The 21,378-nt window shown below is 63.9% G+C and carries 16 protein-coding genes and 1 pseudogene; 7 read left to right on the forward strand and 10 right to left on the reverse strand.

The window, feature by feature from the left end; all coding sequences use genetic code 11:
• Positions 1-264: 264 nt before the first annotated feature.
• The 3 genes from OKW30_RS33790 to OKW30_RS33800 all read left to right on the forward strand — a co-directional run bounded on the left by OKW30_RS33790 (position 265) and on the right by OKW30_RS33800 (position 5,677).
• Positions 265-1,557 (forward strand): NRAMP family divalent metal transporter, encoded by a 1,293-nt coding sequence (locus OKW30_RS33790; RefSeq protein ID WP_429348765.1) that lies wholly within the window; start codon positions 265-267, stop codon positions 1,555-1,557.
• Positions 1,558-1,769: 212 nt separating this feature from the next.
• Complete coding sequence (locus tag OKW30_RS33795) at positions 1,770-3,131, forward strand: metallophosphoesterase family protein (protein ID WP_184062810.1); 1,362 nt, start codon at positions 1,770-1,772, stop codon at positions 3,129-3,131.
• Positions 3,132-3,430: 299 nt separating this feature from the next.
• Positions 3,431-5,677, forward strand: a complete 2,247-nt coding sequence (locus OKW30_RS33800) for a sensor domain-containing protein (RefSeq protein WP_429348766.1) — start codon at positions 3,431-3,433, stop codon at positions 5,675-5,677.
• Between the two features lie 129 nt (positions 5,678-5,806).
• Here OKW30_RS33800 and OKW30_RS33805 read toward each other — a convergent pair.
• Positions 5,807-5,944, reverse strand: a pseudogene (locus OKW30_RS33805) (DUF4148 domain-containing protein); the annotation flags it as partial.
• A 324-nt stretch (positions 5,945-6,268) separates the two neighbouring features.
• Here OKW30_RS33805 and OKW30_RS33810 point away from each other — a divergent pair.
• Positions 6,269-6,418, forward strand: a complete 150-nt coding sequence (locus OKW30_RS33810) for a hypothetical protein (RefSeq protein WP_184062814.1) — start codon at positions 6,269-6,271, stop codon at positions 6,416-6,418.
• 59 nt (positions 6,419-6,477) lie between these two features.
• Positions 6,478-8,238 (forward strand): tannase/feruloyl esterase family alpha/beta hydrolase, encoded by a 1,761-nt coding sequence (locus tag OKW30_RS33815; protein ID WP_429348767.1) that lies wholly within the window; start codon positions 6,478-6,480, stop codon positions 8,236-8,238.
• Positions 8,239-8,271: 33 nt separating this feature from the next.
• Here the strand turns inward: OKW30_RS33815 and OKW30_RS33820 are convergent, their stop codons facing one another.
• From OKW30_RS33820 to OKW30_RS33835, 4 genes are all read right to left on the reverse strand, one after another.
• Entirely contained in the window at positions 8,272-9,729 is a 1,458-nt protein-coding gene (locus OKW30_RS33820) for a serine/threonine-protein kinase (RefSeq protein WP_429348768.1), read from the reverse strand.
• A gap of 40 nt (positions 9,730-9,769) precedes the next feature.
• Entirely contained in the window at positions 9,770-10,648 is an 879-nt protein-coding gene (locus OKW30_RS33825; RefSeq protein ID WP_184031725.1) for a c-type heme family protein, read from the reverse strand.
• An 86-nt stretch (positions 10,649-10,734) separates the two neighbouring features.
• Positions 10,735-11,721, reverse strand: coding sequence for a hypothetical protein (locus OKW30_RS33830; RefSeq protein WP_429348769.1), 987 nt, complete (start codon positions 11,719-11,721; stop codon positions 10,735-10,737).
• 168 nt (positions 11,722-11,889) lie between these two features.
• Complete coding sequence (locus OKW30_RS33835) at positions 11,890-12,285, reverse strand: hypothetical protein (RefSeq protein ID WP_429348770.1); 396 nt, start codon at positions 12,283-12,285, stop codon at positions 11,890-11,892.
• 379 nt (positions 12,286-12,664) lie between these two features.
• Between OKW30_RS33835 and OKW30_RS33840 the strand changes: the two genes are divergently transcribed.
• Positions 12,665-13,783 carry a type IV toxin-antitoxin system AbiEi family antitoxin gene (locus OKW30_RS33840; RefSeq protein ID WP_221307586.1) on the forward strand — a complete coding sequence of 373 codons (1,119 nt, stop codon included), beginning with the start codon at positions 12,665-12,667 and terminating at the stop codon, positions 13,781-13,783.
• Positions 13,784-14,695: a hypothetical protein gene (locus OKW30_RS33845; protein ID WP_184062820.1), complete on the forward strand. Its 912-nt coding sequence runs from the start codon at positions 13,784-13,786 to the stop codon at positions 14,693-14,695.
• Between the two features lie 324 nt (positions 14,696-15,019).
• On the opposite strand, the gene OKW30_RS33850 is transcribed toward OKW30_RS33845, so the two are convergent.
• From OKW30_RS33850 to tssM, 5 genes are all read right to left on the reverse strand, one after another.
• Positions 15,020-15,337 carry a hypothetical protein gene (locus OKW30_RS33850; RefSeq protein ID WP_429348771.1) on the reverse strand — a complete coding sequence of 106 codons (318 nt, stop codon included), beginning with the start codon at positions 15,335-15,337 and terminating at the stop codon, positions 15,020-15,022.
• A gap of 53 nt (positions 15,338-15,390) precedes the next feature.
• Positions 15,391-16,317 (reverse strand): hypothetical protein, encoded by a 927-nt coding sequence (locus OKW30_RS33855; protein ID WP_429348772.1) that lies wholly within the window; start codon positions 16,315-16,317, stop codon positions 15,391-15,393.
• Positions 16,318-16,338: 21 nt separating this feature from the next.
• A complete protein-coding gene (locus OKW30_RS33860) occupies positions 16,339-16,944 on the reverse strand; it encodes an OmpA family protein (RefSeq protein WP_429348773.1) in 606 nt (201 codons plus the stop codon).
• 161 nt (positions 16,945-17,105) lie between these two features.
• Positions 17,106-17,822, reverse strand: coding sequence for a type VI secretion system-associated protein TagF (gene tagF / locus OKW30_RS33865; protein WP_429348774.1), 717 nt, complete (start codon positions 17,820-17,822; stop codon positions 17,106-17,108).
• A complete protein-coding gene (gene tssM / locus OKW30_RS33870; RefSeq protein WP_429348775.1) occupies positions 17,819-21,364 on the reverse strand; it encodes a type VI secretion system membrane subunit TssM in 3,546 nt (1,181 codons plus the stop codon). The genes tagF and tssM overlap by 4 nt, the downstream gene beginning before the upstream one ends.
• Positions 21,365-21,378 lie beyond the last annotated feature (14 nt).

Genomic DNA, 21,378 nt, shown 5'->3' on the forward strand with positions numbered 1-21,378 from the left:
GACGAGATCCAGTTGCGGACGAAGCCTCTTGCGCACCATGCGTGACGGTGTCCGCCGGCACGGCCCAAAGTTCGTTACTCCGTTTAGAAACCCGCATTTCCGCGCACTGTCAGCGGAGGCGCCTTGCGCATCTTCGCCGGTGCGCTCGTCGAGCGCGTCCATGATGTGCAGCCGATTCCTATGCCCGCCTCCCGAAGCCGCGCGACGCTGGCACGAACGCCCGGGCCCGCGACTTGCTAAACGTTGCCGCGAGGTGACACATATATGAACGACGAAGAATTGATAGAGCCGGAATCCGCCGTACGCGATTCCGTGGAGCGATCCTGGATCAGACGCCTGGGCCCTGGCCTGATCACGGGCGCCGCGGACGACGATCCGTCAGGAATCGGCACCTATTCGCAGGCCGGCGCGCAGTTCGGATTCAACCTTCTGTGGGTGATCCTGATCACGTATCCATTGATGACCGCAATACAGCTGGTGAGCGCGCAGATTGGCCGGGTAACCGGCAAGGGCCTCGCGTCCAACATACGCGCGCATTATCCGGCATGGCTGCTGTACGGCGCGGTCGCCCTGCTCGTCGTGGCGAACGTGATCAACATCGCCGCCGATCTGTCGGCGATGGGCGCCGCGGCCGAATTGCTGCTGCCAGGTCCGCAGCACCTTTATGTCGTCGGCCTCGGGACGCTCTGCGTCGTTCTGCAGATTTTTGTCCCCTACGACAGTTATGCGCGCGTTCTGAAGTGGACCGCCCTCTCGCTTCTTTCGTACGTCGCGGTCGCATTCATCGTTCCGATCCCCTGGGGTGAAGTCGCGCGCGCCATTGTGTTGCCGCGCATCTCGCTGACGTCGGACTATCTGACCATGGTCGTCGCGGTGCTGGGCACGACGATCAGTCCGTACCTGTTCTTCTGGCAGGCGTCGCAGGAAGTCGAAGAAATGCGCTCGGCACCGGAACAGGCGCCGTTGCGCCGCGTACCGCACCAGGCGCCCGCGCAGTTGCGAAGGATCCGTTTCGATACGTGGGTTGGCATGGGGGTGTCCAACTTCGTCGCATTCTTCATCATGTTGACGGCGGCGGCTACGCTGCATCTGCATCACATCGACGTGAAAACCTCGGCCGATGCCGCGCGCGCGCTCGAGCCGTTTGCCGGGCGCTTCGCTTACGTCCTGTTTGCGCTCGGCATCATCGGAACCGGCCTGCTCGCGCTGCCGGTCCTCGCCGGCTCGGCCGCCTACGCCGCCGCGGGCAGCTTTCGCTGGCGCAGCAGTCTCGCGTTGCATCTGACACTCGCGCGTGAATTCTATGCGGTGATCGCACTGGCCATCCTGGGCGGTGTGGCCATCACCTTCATGCATTTCGACCCGATCCGCGCGCTGTACTGGAGCGCGGTGATCAATGGCGTTACCGCGGTGCCGATCATGGTCATCATGATGCTGATGGCGCGAAGCCGGCGGGTCATGGGACAGTTCGCCGTCAAGGGCGTGCTGGCCTGGGGAGGATGGCTCGCAACGCTCGCGATGGCGCTGGCGGCTGTAGGCGTGTTCGTACCGTCGTAACAGACGCGTGCCACCGTGAACCCGGCTTGCGCACGGAACAGCGGTGCGCCGCAATTCGGGCCGCACGGGTTGCGCAACGGCAAGCGAATCTGAACTTCCCCGTTTCAGGTTCGTCTGAACCGTGCATCCGGCCGGCGACAGCGCCGTCACATGCTGACGGTTTGCCGACAACAGCGAGGCCGCTCCCGTTCGACGATCAAGGAGGATTGCAAATGCCGAAAAAGCGTTCAGATGAATCGCCAACCGCACGCGGCAACCGCAGCGACAGGATTCTCGCCGCGCCCGTTTTCTCGCAGCCACAACCCACGCCGGACCCGCAAACTTTCGTGGTCAGGCACGCATCCGATGCCGCAGCCTACAAGGTCATCGACGAACTGAACCGCGAGCACAAGCTGAAGGCGCTGCCGTTTCCGCCACCGCGCGGCGGCACCGAGCCCCGGCTGACGTTTGCGGAGGTGGTGGACAACAACCAGAAGCTCCTCGATACGATCAGCGCGAGCGGACAGATCGTCTTTCACGCCACCGGCGATTGCGGCAGTACGAAAGGTCCGTCCACCCAGAATGAAGTTTCGGACAAGATGGTCAGCGACTTCGACGAAGCCGATCCCGCCGAGGTGCCGCAATTCAACTTCCTGCTGGGCGACATCGTCTACAGCTTTGGCGAAGCGCAGTACTACTACGATCAGTTCTATGAGCCGTACCGCAACTATCATGCGCCGATTCTCGCCGCTGCCGGCAATCACGACGGAATGGTTTCGCCGTTGCAGCATGAGAAGAGCCTGCAGGCGTTTCTGAGGAACTTCTGCTCCGACTGCTTCCAGGTCTCTCCCGATGCGGGCAACCTTTCACGGACGGCGCAAATTCAGCCAGGCGTTTTCTTCACGTTCGAGGCGCCGTTCGTGCGCATCATTGCGTTGTACAGCAATACGCTCGAGGACCCAGGCGTGATCGCGGACCGTCACATCGGCAACAGCCAGCTGAAGTTCCTGAAAGCGGCGTTATTGCGGGTGAAGAAAGAGAACTATCGAGGCGCCCTCCTTTTCGCGCATCACCATCCGCCCTATGTGGCGCGTGGCCGTCATGGCTGGAGCGTCGACATGCAACAGCAGATCGATACCGTTTGCAATGAGGTCGGTATCTGGCCGCATGCCGACCTCGCGGGACACGCGCACAACTATCAGCGCTTTACGCGAACCCGTTCCGATGGCACCCACATCCCTTACATCGTTTGCGGGAACGGCGGTCACGCCGTACAGCGACTCACCACCAACGGACAGCCGCCCCTTCGCGCGCCGCAGCTGATCCAGGCCGCGTCGAAAGACACGGATGCCGTGGTCCTCGAAAGCTACGACGACCGCAACTTCGGCTATTTACGGCTCGTCGCCAACGCGAGGCAACTGCGTATCGAATACCATCCCGCCGTTGACGGACCCAACACGAAGACCCCCGACGATCAGGTGACCATCGATCTGGCCACCCGGCAGGTCGCTCACTACGTGGCTCGCGACTCGGGAATACCCGCTCTTGCGGAGCGCATTCGTCAGTTCGCGCAGGTCAAGCCCCACCAAGGCTGATGGGCGCGCAATCCGCCCCCGATCTCATGCGAACCGCGGTTCCCGCGCGTTTCCCCGCATTAAAGATTTGTGACTTCCTACCGTAATAATAAAAGTGAGGCGGCTCGCAGCGTTCGAGCCGTCGCTCAACCCGGTAGCCGGAGAACAGCGTGAGATTCAAAGCGGCTTCGTGCCCTAAAGAAACCAAACCGATTGAGTCCCGGGTCGATAGCGACGCACATGCCAATGGCTGGTCAGCCCGCAACCAGCAGTTTCTTTCCTATTTCCTGTCGCGGTACGGTCAACGCAGGACCATACCGTTGTCGAGTCTCTGCATTGCCGTCGTTGCCGGCGTTGGCATCGGTGCTCTTGTGCATCAAGCGGCCGGTGAAGCAGCGATTACCCTACGTGTCGCATTGTCGATGGTGTCGGGCGTCGCCGGTCTCGCGATCGTTCGTCGCAAACTCGGCCTGGATTACGCGCGGCAAAGCGCCGCCACCGCACTGGCGAGCGGGCTTCTGCACGCGAATCGCGACTGCCTGAAGGTGCTCGCTACCGACGGAAAAATGCTGCGGGTGTCGGAGCATGGCGCGATGTTGATGGAAGCGGAGTCACCGGAGCAACTGTCCGGCGCGGACTGGCTCGCATTCTGGACCGGCGAGGACCGCACGGCGGCCGAGAAGGCTTTGGCGGGCGCCGTTTCCGGCAAGAGCACATCGTTCACTGGAAGCTGTGCGACGACGAGGGGGCGTACCAGGTGGTGGAACTCCACGCTCACGCCAGTGACGGGCGACGACGGTGCGGTGAGCGCGCTGCTTTGTGCTTCCGAGGACGTCACCCAGCAATCCGAGCTGTTGAAGACACTGCGCGAACGCGATGAATTGATGCATGAGATGGAGTTGCATGTCCGGCTCGTGTTCTATTCGTATAGCTCGCATTTTGAACACTGTCATCATGTCAGCGCAGGTGTCGAAAGCGTGTTCGGCATTACGCCTCAAGAGCTTGGCAACAGGCCTTCCGCGTGGCTCGATCTCGTGGTGCCGGAGGACCTGGAGCCATTGCTCGCCGAGATGAACCGCGTCGCGTCCGAAGTGGCGGAAGGTCGCGTCGAATACCGCATCCGCCGTCCGGATGGTTGCCTGCGCTGGATCAGAAGCACGGCCTATCCCGTGTGCGACGGCTCCGCGAACGTGGTGCGCATCGTCGGTGTCAGCGAGGACATCACGCTGGAACAGGAGCGCCTCGCGGCGCTCGACCATCTGGCCTACACCGATGGCCTGACAGGTTTGGCTAACCGGGGCGCGCTGATCCGCCAGATGAAGACGCTTTGCAGGCAGAACGTCGCCTTCAGTCTGATGTTCGTCGATCTCGACCGATTCAAGGTCCTGAACGATACGCTGGGCCATACGGCCGCTGACCGTCTGTTGCAGGACATCGCCAAAGTCATTCAGGGAGCGCTTGCGCCGGATGCCTGTGTAGCGCGCCTCGGCGGAGACGAGTTCGCGGTGATCGTCAGGGGCGAGAGCGACAAGGCCACGTTGGCGAGCCTGGCGCAGTCTCTGCTGAACCTGTTTTCAAGCAACGTTCGAAAAGACCACGCCGCGCCATTCGTCACGGCGTCGATCGGCATATCGATCTTTCCCGAGCACGGCCGCAATCACGAGGCGCTGCTGACGAGCGCGGATATCGCGATGTATGCGGCGAAAAAAGGCGGTCGCAACGGCTTCCGGTTCGCCGACGAAGCATCCAGCGATGTGCTCGGCGATTTCGAACTCGAGTGCAGTCTGCCCACGGCGCTGGCGTCGAACCAATTCGTGCTGCATTTCCAGGGTATTCATGAGCCAGCCTCTCTGGCGGTGAAAGGCGTCGAAGCACTGGTTCGATGGAATCATCCAGCACGAGGCCTGGTGGGTCCGGGCAGCTTCATTCCGATCCTCGAAGAAAGCGGGTTCATCGTCGAAGTCGGGGCATGGGTCGTGGACGCGGCCCTCGCTCAACTGGCCGTCTGGCAGGCCGCCGGAAGAAAAGAGCTGTCCATGTCGGTGAACGTGTCCGCGCGTCAGCTCAGGGATGACTCGCTTGTCGCCATAGTCGACCAGGCGCTGCGAAAACACCGGGTGCCGCCGCGCTGCCTCCAGATCGAACTGACCGAAAGCGCGTTGATGGAAAACCCCTCGCTCGCGCAGGCAACGCTGATGGCGCTCAAGCGACTTGGCGTGCGCATCGCCATCGACGACTTCGGAACGGGATACTCGAGCCTGCGTTATCTGGCCGATTTTTCGCCGGACATCGTCAAGATCGACCGCTCGTTTACGGCAACGCTGGGACGCGACGCGGGGGCCGCGTCGATCGTTCGGGGCATCATTCAGATGTCGCACGAACTCGGCATCAAAGTGACGGCCGAAGGTGTCGAAACGAATCCACAGCTGCATGCGCTGCGCGACGCAGGCTGCGACTACGTGCAAGGGTTCTTTTTGACGAAGCCGATGAATGCGGAGAATCTGGTTCAGTGCGAAAGCTTCGTGCCTTTGTCCGCAGCGGGAGCAACCAGCTACTGCTCCCACTGACGAACAGCTCCGCGACGACCGGGCGCAATTAGCGATTGCCGGCCTCGACCTACATACGATGACGCAGCCAACCAGGTTCCGTTCCGGTTCTCGCCTTTGCCCTCAATGCGTGCGCACCGGTTGCCCGCTCTATCCCGCACTCATCGCCGCGCCTCTTTCCACTCGATGCAGGGCCGCGACCTTCGCTTCGGCAGCTTGAATGTCGGCGGGATACGAACCATCGTCGCCGACCGACGGGTTATATCCGGCCGCTTCCAGCTCCTCGAGTGCCGGAGCCGAGTTGCATCCGGCGCAACGCGGCTTGTATCCGCAACGTCATGCGAACGTCCCGCTGGTCTCGTGCGTCACGACCTGTTCCGATGCGCGGGCCATATCGACGATGTTCATTTGATCACCCATTTGCCGTCAGTCTTACCTGCAAGAACGCGGGGATGCGGTGGTTATTCCCGATTCGATTTACGTGGCTTCGCAGTGTCGAGCGAGTACGACACTCTGGTGCGCCCGCGATGACGATTCGGCGCGCGTTGCGTGAGTTAGCCGACTATGATTGATTGGTTGATTCTGGCCGACCGGAACCACATCGACAGGCCGATGAAAGACTTCTACCAAATCGAATGCAAGTGCGGATATGCGGTGTCGGGCGGTATTGCGCGCAAGACGCGGCGTGGCGTTGCGCACGCGGTGGCCGCGCCGTTGGCAAAAACAACAAAGGTCAAAGGTCATGGGTACGTCATGGCATAGGGGGCTGATGCCGCGACGTCCGGTGCCGTCTCCAGGCCTCATTGGAAGGAGACACGGCGATGAACTTGAGCAGAGAGTCGTGGCGCGCGCGTGGGCGCGTGCCGTCGTGGGTGGGGGCCTGCTGTGTGCTGGCGCTGTGCGCGATGTGGAGCCACGGCGCGTACGCGGGTTCGACAGCAGGACAATGCCAGGGCGAGGCATGCAAAAGGCACGAGCCACCACCCCGATCGAAACTCAGCTGTCCGAATCTGAATGGATTGACCATCCGCGCCCGTGAGATCGGTTTGCCGACGACAGGCGCCGTCGTCACCTCGACGACCCAGATGGCCGCGAGCGGCAGCGGTGCGACGGCTACCGGGTCGTACTGCCTCGTGGCCGGCGCGATTCATCCGGTCGATCCATCCGCGCCAGACATCCTGTTCAACGTCGCGTTGCCGGACGAGTGGAACGGCAAGATCCTGATGCTCGGCGGCGGGGGTTTCGACGGCTCGATTCCCGCCATCACAGGTAACGTGCCGAGCGCGCCGGCGGCTCTGCCGGGACCGTTGTCGCGCGGCTACGCGGTGTTCGCGAGCGATTCCGGGCACGAGGCGACCAACGGTTCGGTGAACGGCGCGTTCTCCGTCAACGCCGAGGCCTACGACAACTTCATGGGAGAAGCGCTGAAGAAAACGCATGACGCCTCGCTCGTGATCATCGACGCGCATTACGGCACGCATCCGTCCAGGGCGTATTTCGCGGGCGGCTCAACTGGCGGGCGCGAGGCGCTGACCGTCGGGCAGCGCTGGCCGCGCGACTGGGACGGCATCATCGCGTTCTATCCCGCGTACGACTTTACGACGCTGAGCCTTCAGCAATTGCGCGTGACTGAAGGCTTCGCAGCGCCCGGCGCGTATCTCGACACAGCACAGCGCGCGCTGCTGCTCAACGCGGTCATGCAGGCTTGCGACGGACTCGACGGCGTGGTCGACGGTCTCATCAGCAACGTGCAGGCGTGCAATGCGACGTTCAACCCGGCGACGGCCAGCGTCGACGGCAAGCCCTTGCGTTGCGCCGGCGGTATCGCGCGCGGCGACACGTGCCTGTCGGACCGGCAGATCGCGGCGCTGAACACGATGAACACGCCGCTCGTGTTTGCGTACCCGCTCGAAAGCGGCGAAACGCTGTATCCCGGCTATAACGTGTATGGCGCCGATCTCGGGGTGGGCAGCAGTTCACCGCTCGAAGGCACCGTCACGACGCTCGCGCTCGGCACGACGCAGCCGTCGTATCCGCTGCAAAGCACCGCGATGTTCGACGGCCAGATCGCCGACGACTTCGTCCGCTACACGGTGATGGACGACCCGGACGCAGACTCGCTGCAGTACAACCCCGCGATTGCCGGTCGATGGTCCGGCCGCGTCAGCATGCTGTCGGGGCTTGACGCGACCGATGCGAACCTGACGCCCTTCATGCAGCACGGCGGCAAGTTGCTGATGGCGCACGGCACCGTCGATCAGACCGTCAGCACGCGGGCAACCGAGATCTACTATCAGCGCATGCTGGTGACGATGGGCTTTGGCGCGGTCGGCTCGTTCGCGCGCTTCTATGAGATTCCGGGGCTGCAGCACGCGGTCGGCACCGAGTTCAATGCGTCGTGGGACTCGCTGACGACGCTGGAGAACTGGGTCGAGCACGGCACACCGCCGGCGCATCAGGTGGTCACCGACACGGCGGGTGTGCCGGGACGCACGCGGCCGCTATGCCAGTATCCGGCGTGGCCCAGCTATAACGGCGCGGGCGACGTGAACAGCGCGAGCTCGTTTACCTGCGTGCAGTGAAGCCGGTCAGGGAGAGGCTTGCCGGTCGCGGCGCTAACTGGATGAATCGACATCGTGCCGGAATCGACCGCGTTGCGCGGGGTCGGTGATGCAGTCCTCGACCCGCTGGACGAACTCGTCGAAATTCGCGGCATGCCGCGCCTCGCGACTGGCGATCATCTTCGCGATCGGGCCCAGATAGACGGCCAGTTTAACGGCGACGGCATCGATGCTGGCCTGATCGATCGCACTGTCTGGTGACGTGCCCGCGGCGCTCGCGGACGATACAGCCGATACCTTTGCGGCAGCCGTCGCGACGCGTGAGCCCGGCGATGACGAGGTCATCATCGACATATCGGGCAAGCCAGCCGTCAGCCGCGCGAAGGCCTGCTCGAATTCGGGCCGCGCCGTGCCCGGCAACGCCGCCGCCAGCTGCGCGCCGAGCGTCGGCAGGTCGTTCGTCTGGGTGGCCGCCCGTCGCACCAGAAGGCTCGCGAGCGGGCCCATCTGGGTCGCGAGTTGGCGTTCGATGCGCGCGAGCATCTCGGGCGGCCAACTCGGCGGCGCCGAAGGCACGGGCACAGGTGCGGGGTCGACGCCCGTCGCATGCGCTGGCAAGGAAGCGGACGCTGACCAATACGCGGACGGCGTCACGATAGTCCGGTCATCGTCGGCCGCCGCCGGTGCGACGGCCAACGACCTCAAGCTCGCGAGCCATTCCGCGGCCGAACCGAAGCGGTCGTCCGGCCGCCTCGCGAGTGCTTTCGCGACCATCGCGTCGAGCGCCGGCGGCAACGCGGAGACGATTTCCGATGGCCGGGCCGGCGCATCTTTGATGATCTTCTGCCTGATCGTGGCCGGCGAGCCGACGAACGGCTGGCGGCCGGTCAGCATGCGGTACAGCACGACGCCGGCCGAGAACAGGTCCGCGCGGGCATCGACCGATTCGCCCTCGAACTGCTCGGGCGACATGTAGCTCGGCGTGCCGATCATCCACCCGGACGAGGTTGCGGATGAGCCGATGCGCGCGACGCCAAAATCGGCGACCTTCAGAAGCCCTGCCGCCGTGACGAGCAGATTCGCGGGCTTGATATCGCGGTGCACGACGCCGGCCTCATGCGCATACGCGAGCGCAGCGAGCAGTTGCGCGAGCCAGTGGAAAGCGTCCGACAGCGGCAACGCGTGGCCCGGCACCAGCAATGTATCGAGACCATGCCCGGCGACGTACTCCATCACGATATAAGCCGTATCGCCGTCTTCGCCGAAATCGTGGACCATGACGATGTTCGGATGCGCGAGCCGACCGGCCGCGCGTGCCTCGTTGCGAAAACGCAGCAGCATGTCGCCACTCGTGTCCTCGCCGGCGAGCAGTTCGCGACGCACGGTTTTCAGCGCCACCGGTCTTTCCAGGTGCGGGTCGAACGCGAGATAGACGACGCCCATGGCGCCCGTCCCCAGCACGCGGTCGATGCGGTACTTGCCAATGCGCGTAGGCGTTGCTTCGTGGCTCATTCGGGTTCCGGTCGAGGGGCGCCTGGCCGATCACGCCAGCTTACGCCCCCAGCATCCGCAGCGCTTCGACGAGACTCGTTTTCATGCGGTTGAACGAGACCGCGAGCGAGGCGATTTCATCGCCGCCGCGCGTCGAAAACGATGCGGTGTCGAGCTTGCCGAGGCTGACTTCGTCGGCCGCGCGCGACAAAGCCTTGAGCCGCTTCGTCACGAGGAAATGCACCATCAGGTTCAGCGCGATCAGCACGCATCCGAACACCGCGGCGAACGACAGCATGAACGTGCGCCAGACGCTGTGCGCCTGTCCCAGCGGCAGCGACATCGGCACGGACACGACCTGCGCGCCGATCGTTTCATGCAGGGGCCAGTTGAAGCCGTTCGCCGGCCCGTATTTGTCGATCATCGTGCGCGGCGCCGCGCTGGGCGTGCTGTGGCATTCGAGGCACGCGGCCGAGTCGATGCGGGTGGGCCGCGCGATGTACAGGCTGGGGCCCGACGGCGTCGCGCGTTCGCCAATCAGTTCGGGCAATTCGGGGTGGTCATGCAGGCGCCGGATCACATCGGTCTCCCAATCCGTGGCGCGGTCGCGCGGGTTGGTCGGATCGAGCATCGCGCTCTTGTACGAGAAGCCCGGAAACTTCTTCTGTATCGCGAGCAGGCTCTCGACGGCGGAATATGCGGGAATCGACTGCGGGACGAAAGCGTACTTGATCTGCGTGGAAAGCAGCGGCGTCACCTGATCGGACGTGTAGTTCTGCGCCGCGGTAGCGGCTTCGATCATCAGGCTCGCGTCGCGCACGGTTGTCTGCACCGCGTTTTCCTGCAACACGCGGTCGGCCACGAAACCCGTCGCGGCGAATCCCGCGGCGAACACGACGAGGAAGGCGAGATTGAATTTCAGAGTCAACGACAGGTTCATGGCTGCTCCACGCGAATGGTGTGCAAGGGCGTCAACGCCTGGTGGTGCATGGTACGTCAATGCGCGTCGGCGTCGTCCGGCGCAGGTTAGTTCCGGTATAGCCAGCTGGGGAAGGATTCGGGACGCACCGCCGGCGGCGCTTGCGCGGGCCTTTTGTGTGGCTCGCTCGCCGGGCGTGGCGGCGGCGGATGCAAAATCGGCCGCCATTCCGGCAAAACGTCCAGATGGGCGTCGACCTGCGCGCGAAAGGCCGCTGTTTTCAGGCGCGGCACGAAGCGTTTGACGAAGGTGCCGCGCTCGCTGACGCTGCTCGTGAGCCAGTCGGAGACGTCGGCGTAGTCGACGGCGCGCAGTGGCGCGGCAAGTTCGTGCCTGCTCGCGAGCCGTCCCGCCACCCCGACCAGCGCGTCCCGAAAGCCTGGCGGCATCGTGCCGATGAACTCCGCGGATGGCCGGGCTTGCGCGCGCAGGGGCCCGTCGGCATATCGCTCGAGGTACTGGCCCGCGTGCAGGATCTGCCTGGGCGCCTGAGCTGGGGCGCGAACGCCGACGATCGCGTCATCCCCGGACTCCGCGAAGATTGCGGCGCGCTCGCCGGTGGTCATCGCGACGACCGACCACGGACCATTGCCTGAAGGTTTGATGTCGAGGCCGTGAAGCTCGATCGACAGCGGCGGTTGCGCGCCTGCGTTCACCTTGCAGCCAACCTTGAGCCAGCCGCTCAGCATCGTGATTCGCAGCGGTCCCGCCGCGGCGTTTTGCGACGTCGACGGCGTTTTGAGCAGTATTTGCGTTTGCGGCCCGAGCGCGATCAGCGTCCCCGCACCGTCTTCGAGCTGCGCGGATTTGCCGGCGTCGGTTTCGATGATGTCGTCGTCGCGCAGCCTGGCGCCCTCGCCCGTCCGATACAGCGAGGCGCCGCGAATCACCGACACGGGACTCTCGGCGAAAGAGACGACGACGTCCGCGTGGACGAGCGGCACCGCCGACGCAAACAGCGCCAGCGCGCCGCCCGCGCGTGCGCGCAGGAAGGCTGACGCCAGCATGACGAGGAAACGGCGAGCGGATGGCATCATCGGGGTCCGTTACGTCGGTGTCTGCGGTACTGTTTATCGTAGACGGTCCGATTCGTCGAGGGGTTAACCGACGAAGGCCGACACACGGCGTATTTCCCCAATCGCGGCGTGCGGCTTTCAAAAAGACGCGCATAGCGTCGTTTATTGCGGACCGCCGCGCTTGCCTCAATTCGCAAACGTCGCCAGCTTGAACGTGCACGCAGTCGCCCCCGGCATCAGAAGCCCCTGCTCCACACCAACGGGCACCTGACTATTGCCCCGCCCGTACAGCCAATAGATGAAGTAAAGCGCTCCCGCATGGCTGAACGCCAGTCGCTCCAACGCCTGGAACGGCCCCGAATTGATCTTGCCCAGCTGCGGCACGAGGTTGATATCGGTCGAACCGCCGAGCGTGTGCGGAATGGCGTGCCCCCGGTCATAGGGCCCGCCGTTGGCGAGCGGATGTCCGCGCATCCGCGTCGCGATTTCCTTGCGCGGCACCGTACTCTTTCCCTGACTGATTCCCCACGCTGCAATGAGGCGCTCGGTCGTCATATCGAACAGATATGAAAACTGGCCCATGGAAGTTTCGGGTATCCGTATTTCGCGGTTGATGAATGCTGTGGCGCAGCAAACCAAAGGACAATGGGCTCCGGCTTTTCATTATATGAACCGGCCAACCGCCCAACGCCGCCTGGCCGTTGCCGGTGTCCGCCAGCCTGGGACGGGCGATGGGTGCCCCGTCAGGCGCCCCCGTACTGCGGGCAGGTATCGTGGCTGGGCGATTCATCGAGCCCGCCCACCCGCGGGGCGTAAGCACTCTTTTGAGAAAAACGGGGGCAGATTGATACTTTTTTGCCTTTGCGTTAGCTGAACAGCTAAAGAAGCTTTAATTGCTAAAGTAAAGCCATCGGCGTACATTATGCGGTACAGCAATATCACCGGTTTTCGCTAACGAGCCATGGGAAACTTCAGCCACAACCCGAGCGCCGACGTGCGCAGTGCTTTCGAGGCCGAAATCGCGAAGGAGCTTTGCTCAAGTCTGGATGAGGTCGCGGACGGTCGGATCAAGGTCCGGCATATCGAATCAGATTTCGCGAATCTACCCGGGGTGGATTTCACTCTGGATCTTGATGCAGACGGCAGTCCGGTACGCATTGCCGTGGAAGCTCTCCGCTATGCCTATCCGCGCGACGTCCAGGGAGCAGTATGGAAGCTTGACGAATTCAAGCACGCCTACAACCACGATAGGTTTGACGACCTTATCCTCCTCGTAGCCGCTGAATCGCTGAGTCCCGGGGCGCGGGACCTGCTTCGCAAGCGCGGAATTGGCTATTTCGAACGCAACGGAAACCTCAACCTGAAGTGGCGCAACTGGCTGATCAACATCGAGCGGCCCGACCCACCGTCGGTAAGAAAAGAGGCCACCTCGCTCTTCACGGATTCGCGTGAGGCGGTCGTTCATGCGCTCCTGGTCAACCGGCACAAATGGCTGAGCGGGGGAGATCTGGCCGCAATGTCCCAAACTTCGCCATACACGGTCTCTGTCGTCTTGCAGGAGTTGGAGCGCCGTGAGTGGTGCGAATCGAGCGGCGCGGGCAGAACGCTTCGACGCCGACTACACAAGCCACGAGAATTGCTAGCAGCATGGGCTGCTCAATGGACGAGGCGCAAGGAACAACGTTCCAGTTGGTACTTTTTCTCCGAGCGCCCAAATCTGCTGCTCACAAAATTGACGGACAAGATCGAGTCATCAAACCCATCCTTCGACTGGGCATTCACAGGTACAGCCGCCGCAAATGTCTATGCGCCGCTCCTAACGAGCGTAGACACTGCAGAGATCATCGTCCCGCCCGGGGAAGCCGAGGGTCTTGCTCGAGACATGCGGTTGAAACCCGCCGACAAAGGCGCCAACGTCGTCTTCGTCGAACGTGACGGTGCGAGCCTTCTGTTCCGTGACGCGGTACCCGAGTACCCGTCATACTTCGCGAGCCCGTTCATCATGTATCTCGACCTCCTGAACGGGCGAGGCCGAAACAAAGAGCTCGCCGACCACCTTCTTGAAAAACTGGAGTTATAAATGGCCGGAGTCAAACCCACCACTGCGGCAGGGTACAGCGCCGATGTCACCGAGGCTTGCGAGCGGACTCTGCTCACCCTGATCGGCGCATTCGGCAGCCTTGGGGAAACCCTCCGGCTGGTAGGTGGCCTCGTTCCGCGCTATCTAACGCCCGCGGCGCCGCCGGACGTCCCCGCGCACGCTGGCACGTCCGACGTCGATATCGTCCTCAACATCGCCCTTGTCGATGCGGGGGAAGGGTACGCGTCACTGGCCGACCAGCTCACAGCACGTGGATTCGAGCGCTTTTTGAAGGATGGCAAGCCATCGTCATGGCAATGGAAGCTCAAGGTACACGAGCAGATGGATGTCATCGTCGAGTTTCTGCGTGATGCCGTTGGCCAAACCGCAGGGCGGCCGGTGAATGTCGATGGCGAACGGGTCTCTGCGCTGGCAGTGACGTTCGCAGAAATCGTGCACGACTGGTTTGGTGAGAAAAGGGTAGCGGGCCGGTTACCTGGCGATGGAGGCGTTACCTCGCGCGTCATTCGCTTTGCGGATGTGCCAGCGTTCGTGATCCTGAAAGCGATGGCGATCGAGCAACGCAACGAAAACAAGGACGCGGGCGACTTGGTCCACGTGCTGCGTTACGCTGGAACGATCGATGAGGTGGCGGAGCTTTTCGTCCAACGGAAACTGTCAAACACACACAGCGAAGCGATGGACGTTGGGCTCAAGACCCTCCGTAGATGTTTCTGTGATGACGAAGACGCTGAAGGATACGAAAAAGTCGGCCCAGTCCGCTACGCCGCTTTTCAGGGCGTCACCGATGAAGATTCGAGGGTGGCGCTCCAGCGCTTCGCATCGGGCCTCGTCCACGCGATCCTCGATCGTTTCGAAGAGCGTCTCGCTGAGTTGGTGCCGGCCGGATGAGAGTCGCCCAGGCAACGCTGGTTGCGTCGCGGTTTCGGATCGTCGCCTGACATTTGCCCCAACGCGAAGAGCCGAACCTGATCGAGACTTTAGCGCTTTGAGGAAGGAAGCAACGTGATTACCTGCGAACGTTGCGACCGCGAGTCGGCGCCGGACCACGCTAACTAAAACTCGGAAATCCAGGTGGATCCACAGCATGAAAGGAAAAGGTACTTTTTCTCCTGCTGAAGCTGACGGCGTGCGGGAACTGCTGCGAAAGGTTCGCGCGGCCGATCGTGCTAGCCAGAAGATGCTCCGCGATCGCCTGCGCAACGAGCTTTGCTTTTACATCTCGGATTTCACGAAATCGAACCGAGGCTTCGGCCCGGACGACTTCGATGAGATGGTGAAGCGCGGAACGATCAGGATCGTGTGACCAAGGAAAACCCGGCGCGATATGCTGTTTTGCCGCATTGCACAATTCATCACCCACGAAATACGGATACCCGAAGTTTCGAGCAATTCGCACGATGCCACGCGCGGAACATAATCATCAGCCCACAGGTCGACCAGCAGCGGGGCCACCTCGTCGCTAAACGCAGCGGTCGCATGCGCGTGCGACAGGCGCGGCAAAATGCGGTTGAGTTCTGCGTAATCCGTCATGCCTCACCTCGACAGCGCGTGTCGCGCGATTCGCGCGGCTCGCTTCGTCCTTGCTATCCGCCCGCTCTCGCGACCGCCTCCTGCAAGCGCCGCCGCACCTTGCCGACATCGACGCCGCCAGGTCCCGGCGTGTCGCTGATCGGCATATAGCGCGCAGGCGTATGCAGCAAATAGGCCTGCATCTCATCGATCACGATCCGGTCGCTCGGGTCGTAGCCGAGATTCTCCAGTTGCCGGGTCAACTCCGCGCGTTCCTCGAAGCTCAATACCTGCCACCAGAACGCGCGGCACGCATGTGCGTATGCGCCGTCCGAAAAGTACCGCCAATGGCCCAATTCGTGACTGAGGATCGCGGCCCTGACGGTGGCGTCGATCATCTCGCCGCCTGGCGCGCGACCCAGCCCGGGAATAGTGATCAGAAAATCGTGTGCGCTCGTCGCTTTCCAGATCCCCTGCTCCTCGCGAATCAAACGCCATCGCACGAGAATCGTCTGCAACGTGCGCTCGCCCTGGTTCAGCACCACGCCCTGCTCGCGCGCGAGTTCGAAAAAATGCGTCAACTCCTCCGTGCTGAAGTTGTTGCCCGCCGTCAGCCCGGCGGGGTCGGTGCCAAAGCGCCGCGCGTGAGCCGCGATGGCCGCCGCCGACACCACGCGGTCGCGCGGCATATCGCGGCGTTCGAGCAATGCCACCACGCGCGTGAACATCGCGCCCTGTTGCTCGAGGCTGGCCGCCTGCATCACATGGAGGCCGGGTTGGTCCGTCACGGTGAACAGTTGCAGGCGCGCGTCGGGGGCCAACGCGGCGGCGAGCCGGGCAAGCGGCAAGCGCACCGCTCCGGTGTCGTCGTCGACGGCCGCGGGTCTGTCGGCGGCGTTGTTCGAGTCCTGCGGACCCGCGGCGAGCGCGATCGTGGTGACGCACGCGAACAGCAGCGCCGCGCCCGTCGCCACGTTGCAATACACGCGATAACGTGTCATCGGCGGCAACCTCGACAGCGCCTAATCCGTGACCGTGACGATCGTCACCCGACGGTTCTCGGGCGCCGTCGGATTGCGCTTGTTCAACGGATCGGAGGAACCCTTGCCGAGCGACGATAGCCGCTCCGCCGAGATACCGTCTTTCTGCGTCAGATATTCGACCACCGCGGCCGCACGGTCTTCGGAGAGCTTCATGTTGGCATCGGGCGACCCGCGCGGGTCGGCATGCCCTTCGACGCGAAATCGGTACGCCGCGAGTTTTTCCGACTGCAATGCACCGGCGACCTTGTCGAGCGCGGCCTTCGCGCTGTCGGTGAGCGTGGCCGAATTGGTGGCGAACGTGATCAGGATTTGCGCGGCGGGTTTTCTCGCGGGCGCGGGGCGCGGCGCGGCGGACGGCGGCTTGTTCGACAGCACGAAGCCGCGCGTCAGGACGTTCTCGCCCGACTCGCTCGACTGGTCGGGCTCGAGCGCGCGCGTCACCGACTGCTCGTTGATGTCCTGCTCGTTCAGGACCGGTTCGGCTGCGCGCGAGGCCGTGCACAGCAATGCGAGCAAGCACAGCGTGGCGGACAGAACGCCGCCCGGAATGCGTCGTGCGGAAGACGGATGGGTCAGGCGTGACATACGGCGATCTCCGCAGAATGGAGTTGCGGTGAGGCCGCCAGCGCCCCTTTACGGACCGTCGGCGAACACCGGCGGGAACCGGCGTATGACAGCCTCATCCTTTAAAGACGAATGATGGGAAGTCAATTTGAAACGCTTACCGCTTACCCGCGGCGGCGACGTCAGTGATGCCGTTGCTGTGCGCCCGGGTTCGAAATCACGTCGATCACCGAATCCCACTCCTGCGTGCCGACGTCGAGCAGACTCGCGAACTGCAAGCCGGTCGTCGCGCCCGCGGAAACTCTCGCCGAAGCCGGCACGGCCGGCGATCCGTCGCTCCACCAGAGCGCGTGTCCCATTGCGACGGTCTGTTCGAGCAAGGCGGCGAATCCGCCGTCGGCTGCATCAGGGATGGCGAGCCGCCACGGCATCGATGCGCGATCCCGATTGAACAGGCTCTCGGCTCGCAACGCCGCGTCGAAAGCATCGAGGGCGAATTCCTGCGTCAGTGTCGACAATGCGAGCGCCACCAAGCGGTCATACCATCCTTGCGCATCGGCCAGTCGCCGTGCGAGTTCGGCGCCGTCGATCGCCTCTGCGATCGTGAACGGAAAATAGCGTCCCACACGGTCCACGCCCGGCGTCAGAACGCCCGCCCACGCGCTCGGGCCATACAGACCCGCGCCCAGCGCGAAACACCACACCGGGGCATTCAGATACAGTTCGAGCCACTGCGCGCCAAAGCGCTGCCGCGCGAGCAACATGCCTTCCTGCAAGCGCTCATCCCAACGCGTGACGAACTCGACTGGCAAGCGCCGTCCCACGAAGTCGCCATGCGTGCGCACCTTGCCGAAGAAGCCGGGCCCGGATGTCGGCTCCTGCGCAAGCTCGCCGCTCATAGCCGATCCGGACAGCGGAACTGCTCGAGCATGGCACGGCGAAACGGATTCACGATGCTGCTGGCTGCCAGTTCGAACTCCGCGCGCCGGCCATCCGAGTCGAAGCTCAGGCGAAAGCGGTCGGGTTGCGCGGTGGGTTGCAGACGCGCATCGTCCATCAGATGCAGCAGTGCCCACGGTCCGTCGGCGCGCGCCGCCGGTGTGCTGCCCGCCGGCGTGAACTCGACGTGCGCCTGGCCGGTGCCCTTGCCGCTCGGCCACTGGAACACCATCGATTGCGGCGTGTCGGGTTTGACGACCATTTGCTGCCCATCGATGTCGAGCGTGAACTGGGTAATCGATGGATCGATGGTGAGCGGCTTCACCGTGAAGCGCACCGACACGTCCCGGCCGCCGGCCCGGAAGAACGCGTCGCGGATCTGCGCGGCGCGCTGGAACTGGCCGAGCACGTCGACCGGGATGCCGAGCGTATCGACGCCGCTGCGCCATTTCCACTGCGGTCCCGACATGTCGACCATCGTTGCCAGATTCTTCTGGAAGAAATCGTCGATCAGGCCGCCTGGGCTCAGCAGCCTGCCGAAATCGTCGGGTGCGACGTCGCGCGTCGAGCCGCGCACGAGAGGATAGCGACCGTCGAGCGCCTGCCGGCACAGCTGCGCCACGTTCGCCTGCCACAACGCATTCAGGCGCGCCCGCTCGCCGCCCACCATCAGCGACCCCGCCCCGCTCGCGACGCTGGTGGCCACCGTCGCGAGCGGCGGCGGCGCCCCCTGGGCCACCAGCTTGAGCTTGTTCAACGCATCGCCGGGTGGCGGCGGCAAGCCCTGACGGCGCGCCGAGTCCGCGGCCTCCAGATAGGTCGCGGCGTCCTTCAGCGCGGCGAGTTGCGCGTCCAGCGGAGCCGGGCCCGGTGCACCGGGTTTGCCGGCCAGTTCGTGCAGCGCCTGGAAATGCGCGTCGACCGGATTGAGTTCGGCCGGCGCGGGCGGTGCCGCGTCTTCCGGCTGGTTGCCGAGCGCGCTCTCGAGGCGTTTTTTGGCCGCATCGAGCTTGTTGGTCAATGCGGCAACGCCCTGCTCCGTCAGCGAACCGCCCGTTTTGGTGCTGCCCAGCGTGGTTTCCTGCGCCGCGGCCAGCATCAGCGAGCGCAGCGGCGAGTCCGGCGCCGCGAGCACATTCGCCACGCGTGCCGCCTGCTGCACACCGTCGAACGGCACCACGTCGATATCGTTGAGCAACGCGTCCCACTGGCGGATGTACTCGTCGTAGTAAAGCCGGGTGATGCCCGCCTTCAGATCCTCGATACCGTTCGGCGTCAATACCGATTCCTGACGGCCGAGCACCCAATCGTCCTTCGCGATATCGATCACCGCCGCGTCGCGCAACTGGCCGAACTTCTGATAGCCGGCCCGCGTGTACGCGCCTGAAACACCGCGCGTCAACGGCGCGCCGCTCTTGCGCACGAGCACCAGCGCGGCATTGCGCCCGGCCGCGTCGGCGACGCTGAACTCCGGCAGTCTGCTCTGTTCGAGATCGCGTTTGACGCGGTTGAACAGACGCTGCGTCAGCGGCATTTTGGCGAGCGTCGCGCGCGCCTGCGCGATCAGATCCTTGTCGAGCGGCAGCGACGCATCGAAGCGCGCCGGCTGGAACAGCGCGGCGAGATGGCCGTCGAGATCGTTGCGCTGATCGTCGCTGGCATCGCGCAACGGCCCGCGGCGCCAATCGACATCGGCCCACAAGCGCACCGAGTCGGCGTCGAAGTGCAGCGAATCGCCCAGCATCAGATATGCGCGCAAGACTTCGTACTGGAAGTCGGGATTGTTCGCGTCACCGCGGCGCAATTCTTCTTCCATGCGGCTCACGACCAGAGGCAACAGCGTCTGCCGCAACAGCCGCCGATAACTGGTCTGCGCTTCGAGGCCGAGCTTGTCGCCCTGATAAAGGCCGAGCCGCGACAGCCACGGCACGCTCCTGTCGCGGTCCGCGTAACCGCCGGGAAGGTCGCGCGCGGCATTGAGCAGCGGCAGCAGCGCAAGCGGGTTGTCGCCCGGCTGGGTGGTCTGCGCGAGCTTCTGCAACCCGGCAACGTGCTGTCGAACATCGGCGACGTAAGCGCGATTGCGTTGATAGCTGACGAAGAACAGAACCAGCGCCAGCACCGTGACGATGCCGATCGCCGCCAGCGCGGCGCGCTGAAACCAGGCGCGGCGCCGCTCCAGCTTCTGGTTCACGCCCGCGAGTCCGGCTTCCTCGAAGATCACGCCGCGCAGCAGCCGCGTGATGAAGTAAGCGCGCCCGCTCGCCGGGTCGGGCAACACGACCTGTTGCTGGAAGCCGAGCGCCGAGGCGACCGCGCTCATCACGCGATCGATCGGCCGGCCTTCCTGGGTGCCGCTCGTGAAATACACGCCGCGCAGCAACGCGGACTCCTCGAAGCGCGAGGTACTGAAGGTTTCGTCGAGAAAGCTTTTCAGTACGGCTTGCAGACCCGCGAACTGCTGCGGAAATCCATAGACGAGCGCACGCCGGCGCACATCGGTCTCGCGCTGCATACGGTTCAGCACGCGGGCTTGCAGTTGCTTTTCCAGCGCGTCGAATTCGGCGGGAAATGCGGCCAGTGCGTCGTCCGGTGAGCCTTGCTCGGTGAACGGGAACGTCATGCCCCAGACCTGTTCGCGCTCGTCGCGGCCGAGGTCGTCGAAGAATTCCGCGAAACCCGCGAGCAGATCGCATTTGGTCACGATCACGTAGACCGGAAAACGCATGCCGAGCTTGCCGTACAGTTCCCTGAGACGCTCGCGCACGGCTTGCGCCTGCTGCGCGCGTTGCGGGTCGGACAGTTGCAGCAGGTCGCGCGTCGACAAGGCCACGATCACGCCATTCAGCGGCCGGCGTGGCCGATACTTGCGCAGCAGTTGCAGGAAGCCAGCCCACGCGGCCTGATCGGCTTCGGCGAAACTATCCTGGGTGGTGAAGCGGCCCGCGGTATCGAGCAGCACCGCATCGTCGGTGAACCACCAGTCGCAATTGCGCGTACCGCCCACGCCGCCGATCGACTGCTTGCCGAGCCGCTCGGCGAGCGGAAACTTGAGTCCGGAGTTCAACAGCGCGGTGGTTTTGCCCGTGCCGGGCGCGCCGACGAACATGTACCACGGCAACTGGTACACGTACTGACTACCGAAGCGCCCCTTGACCCGCGCCTTGCGCAAGGTCGCCATGGCGGCTTCGAAACGCTGCTTCAACGCGGCGATGTCGGCCTCGGATTCTTTCTTGCCGGGCGCGGGCTCGGCCGGTCCCTCTGCCACCACGCGAGTGAACTGGATGTTGGCGAGACGCACCGCGATCCAGCGCACGCTCCAGTACACCGCCCACACCAGCAGCAACACGATGATCACGGCCCAGCGGCTGCTGTTGCTTTCGAGCGGCTCATGACCCGCGTACGCGACGAGCGGCCCCTCGACCCACACGATCAGCGACAGTGCGAGCACGCCGAGCAGCGACAGCACGATGGCTCGTCTGAGCCAGCCAAAGATTTTCATACCCGGCTCCCCTG

Origin of the sequence: Paraburkholderia sp. Clong3 (genome assembly GCF_050436485.1) — a bacterium.
GTDB lineage: Bacteria > Pseudomonadota > Gammaproteobacteria > Burkholderiales > Burkholderiaceae > Paraburkholderia > Paraburkholderia tuberum.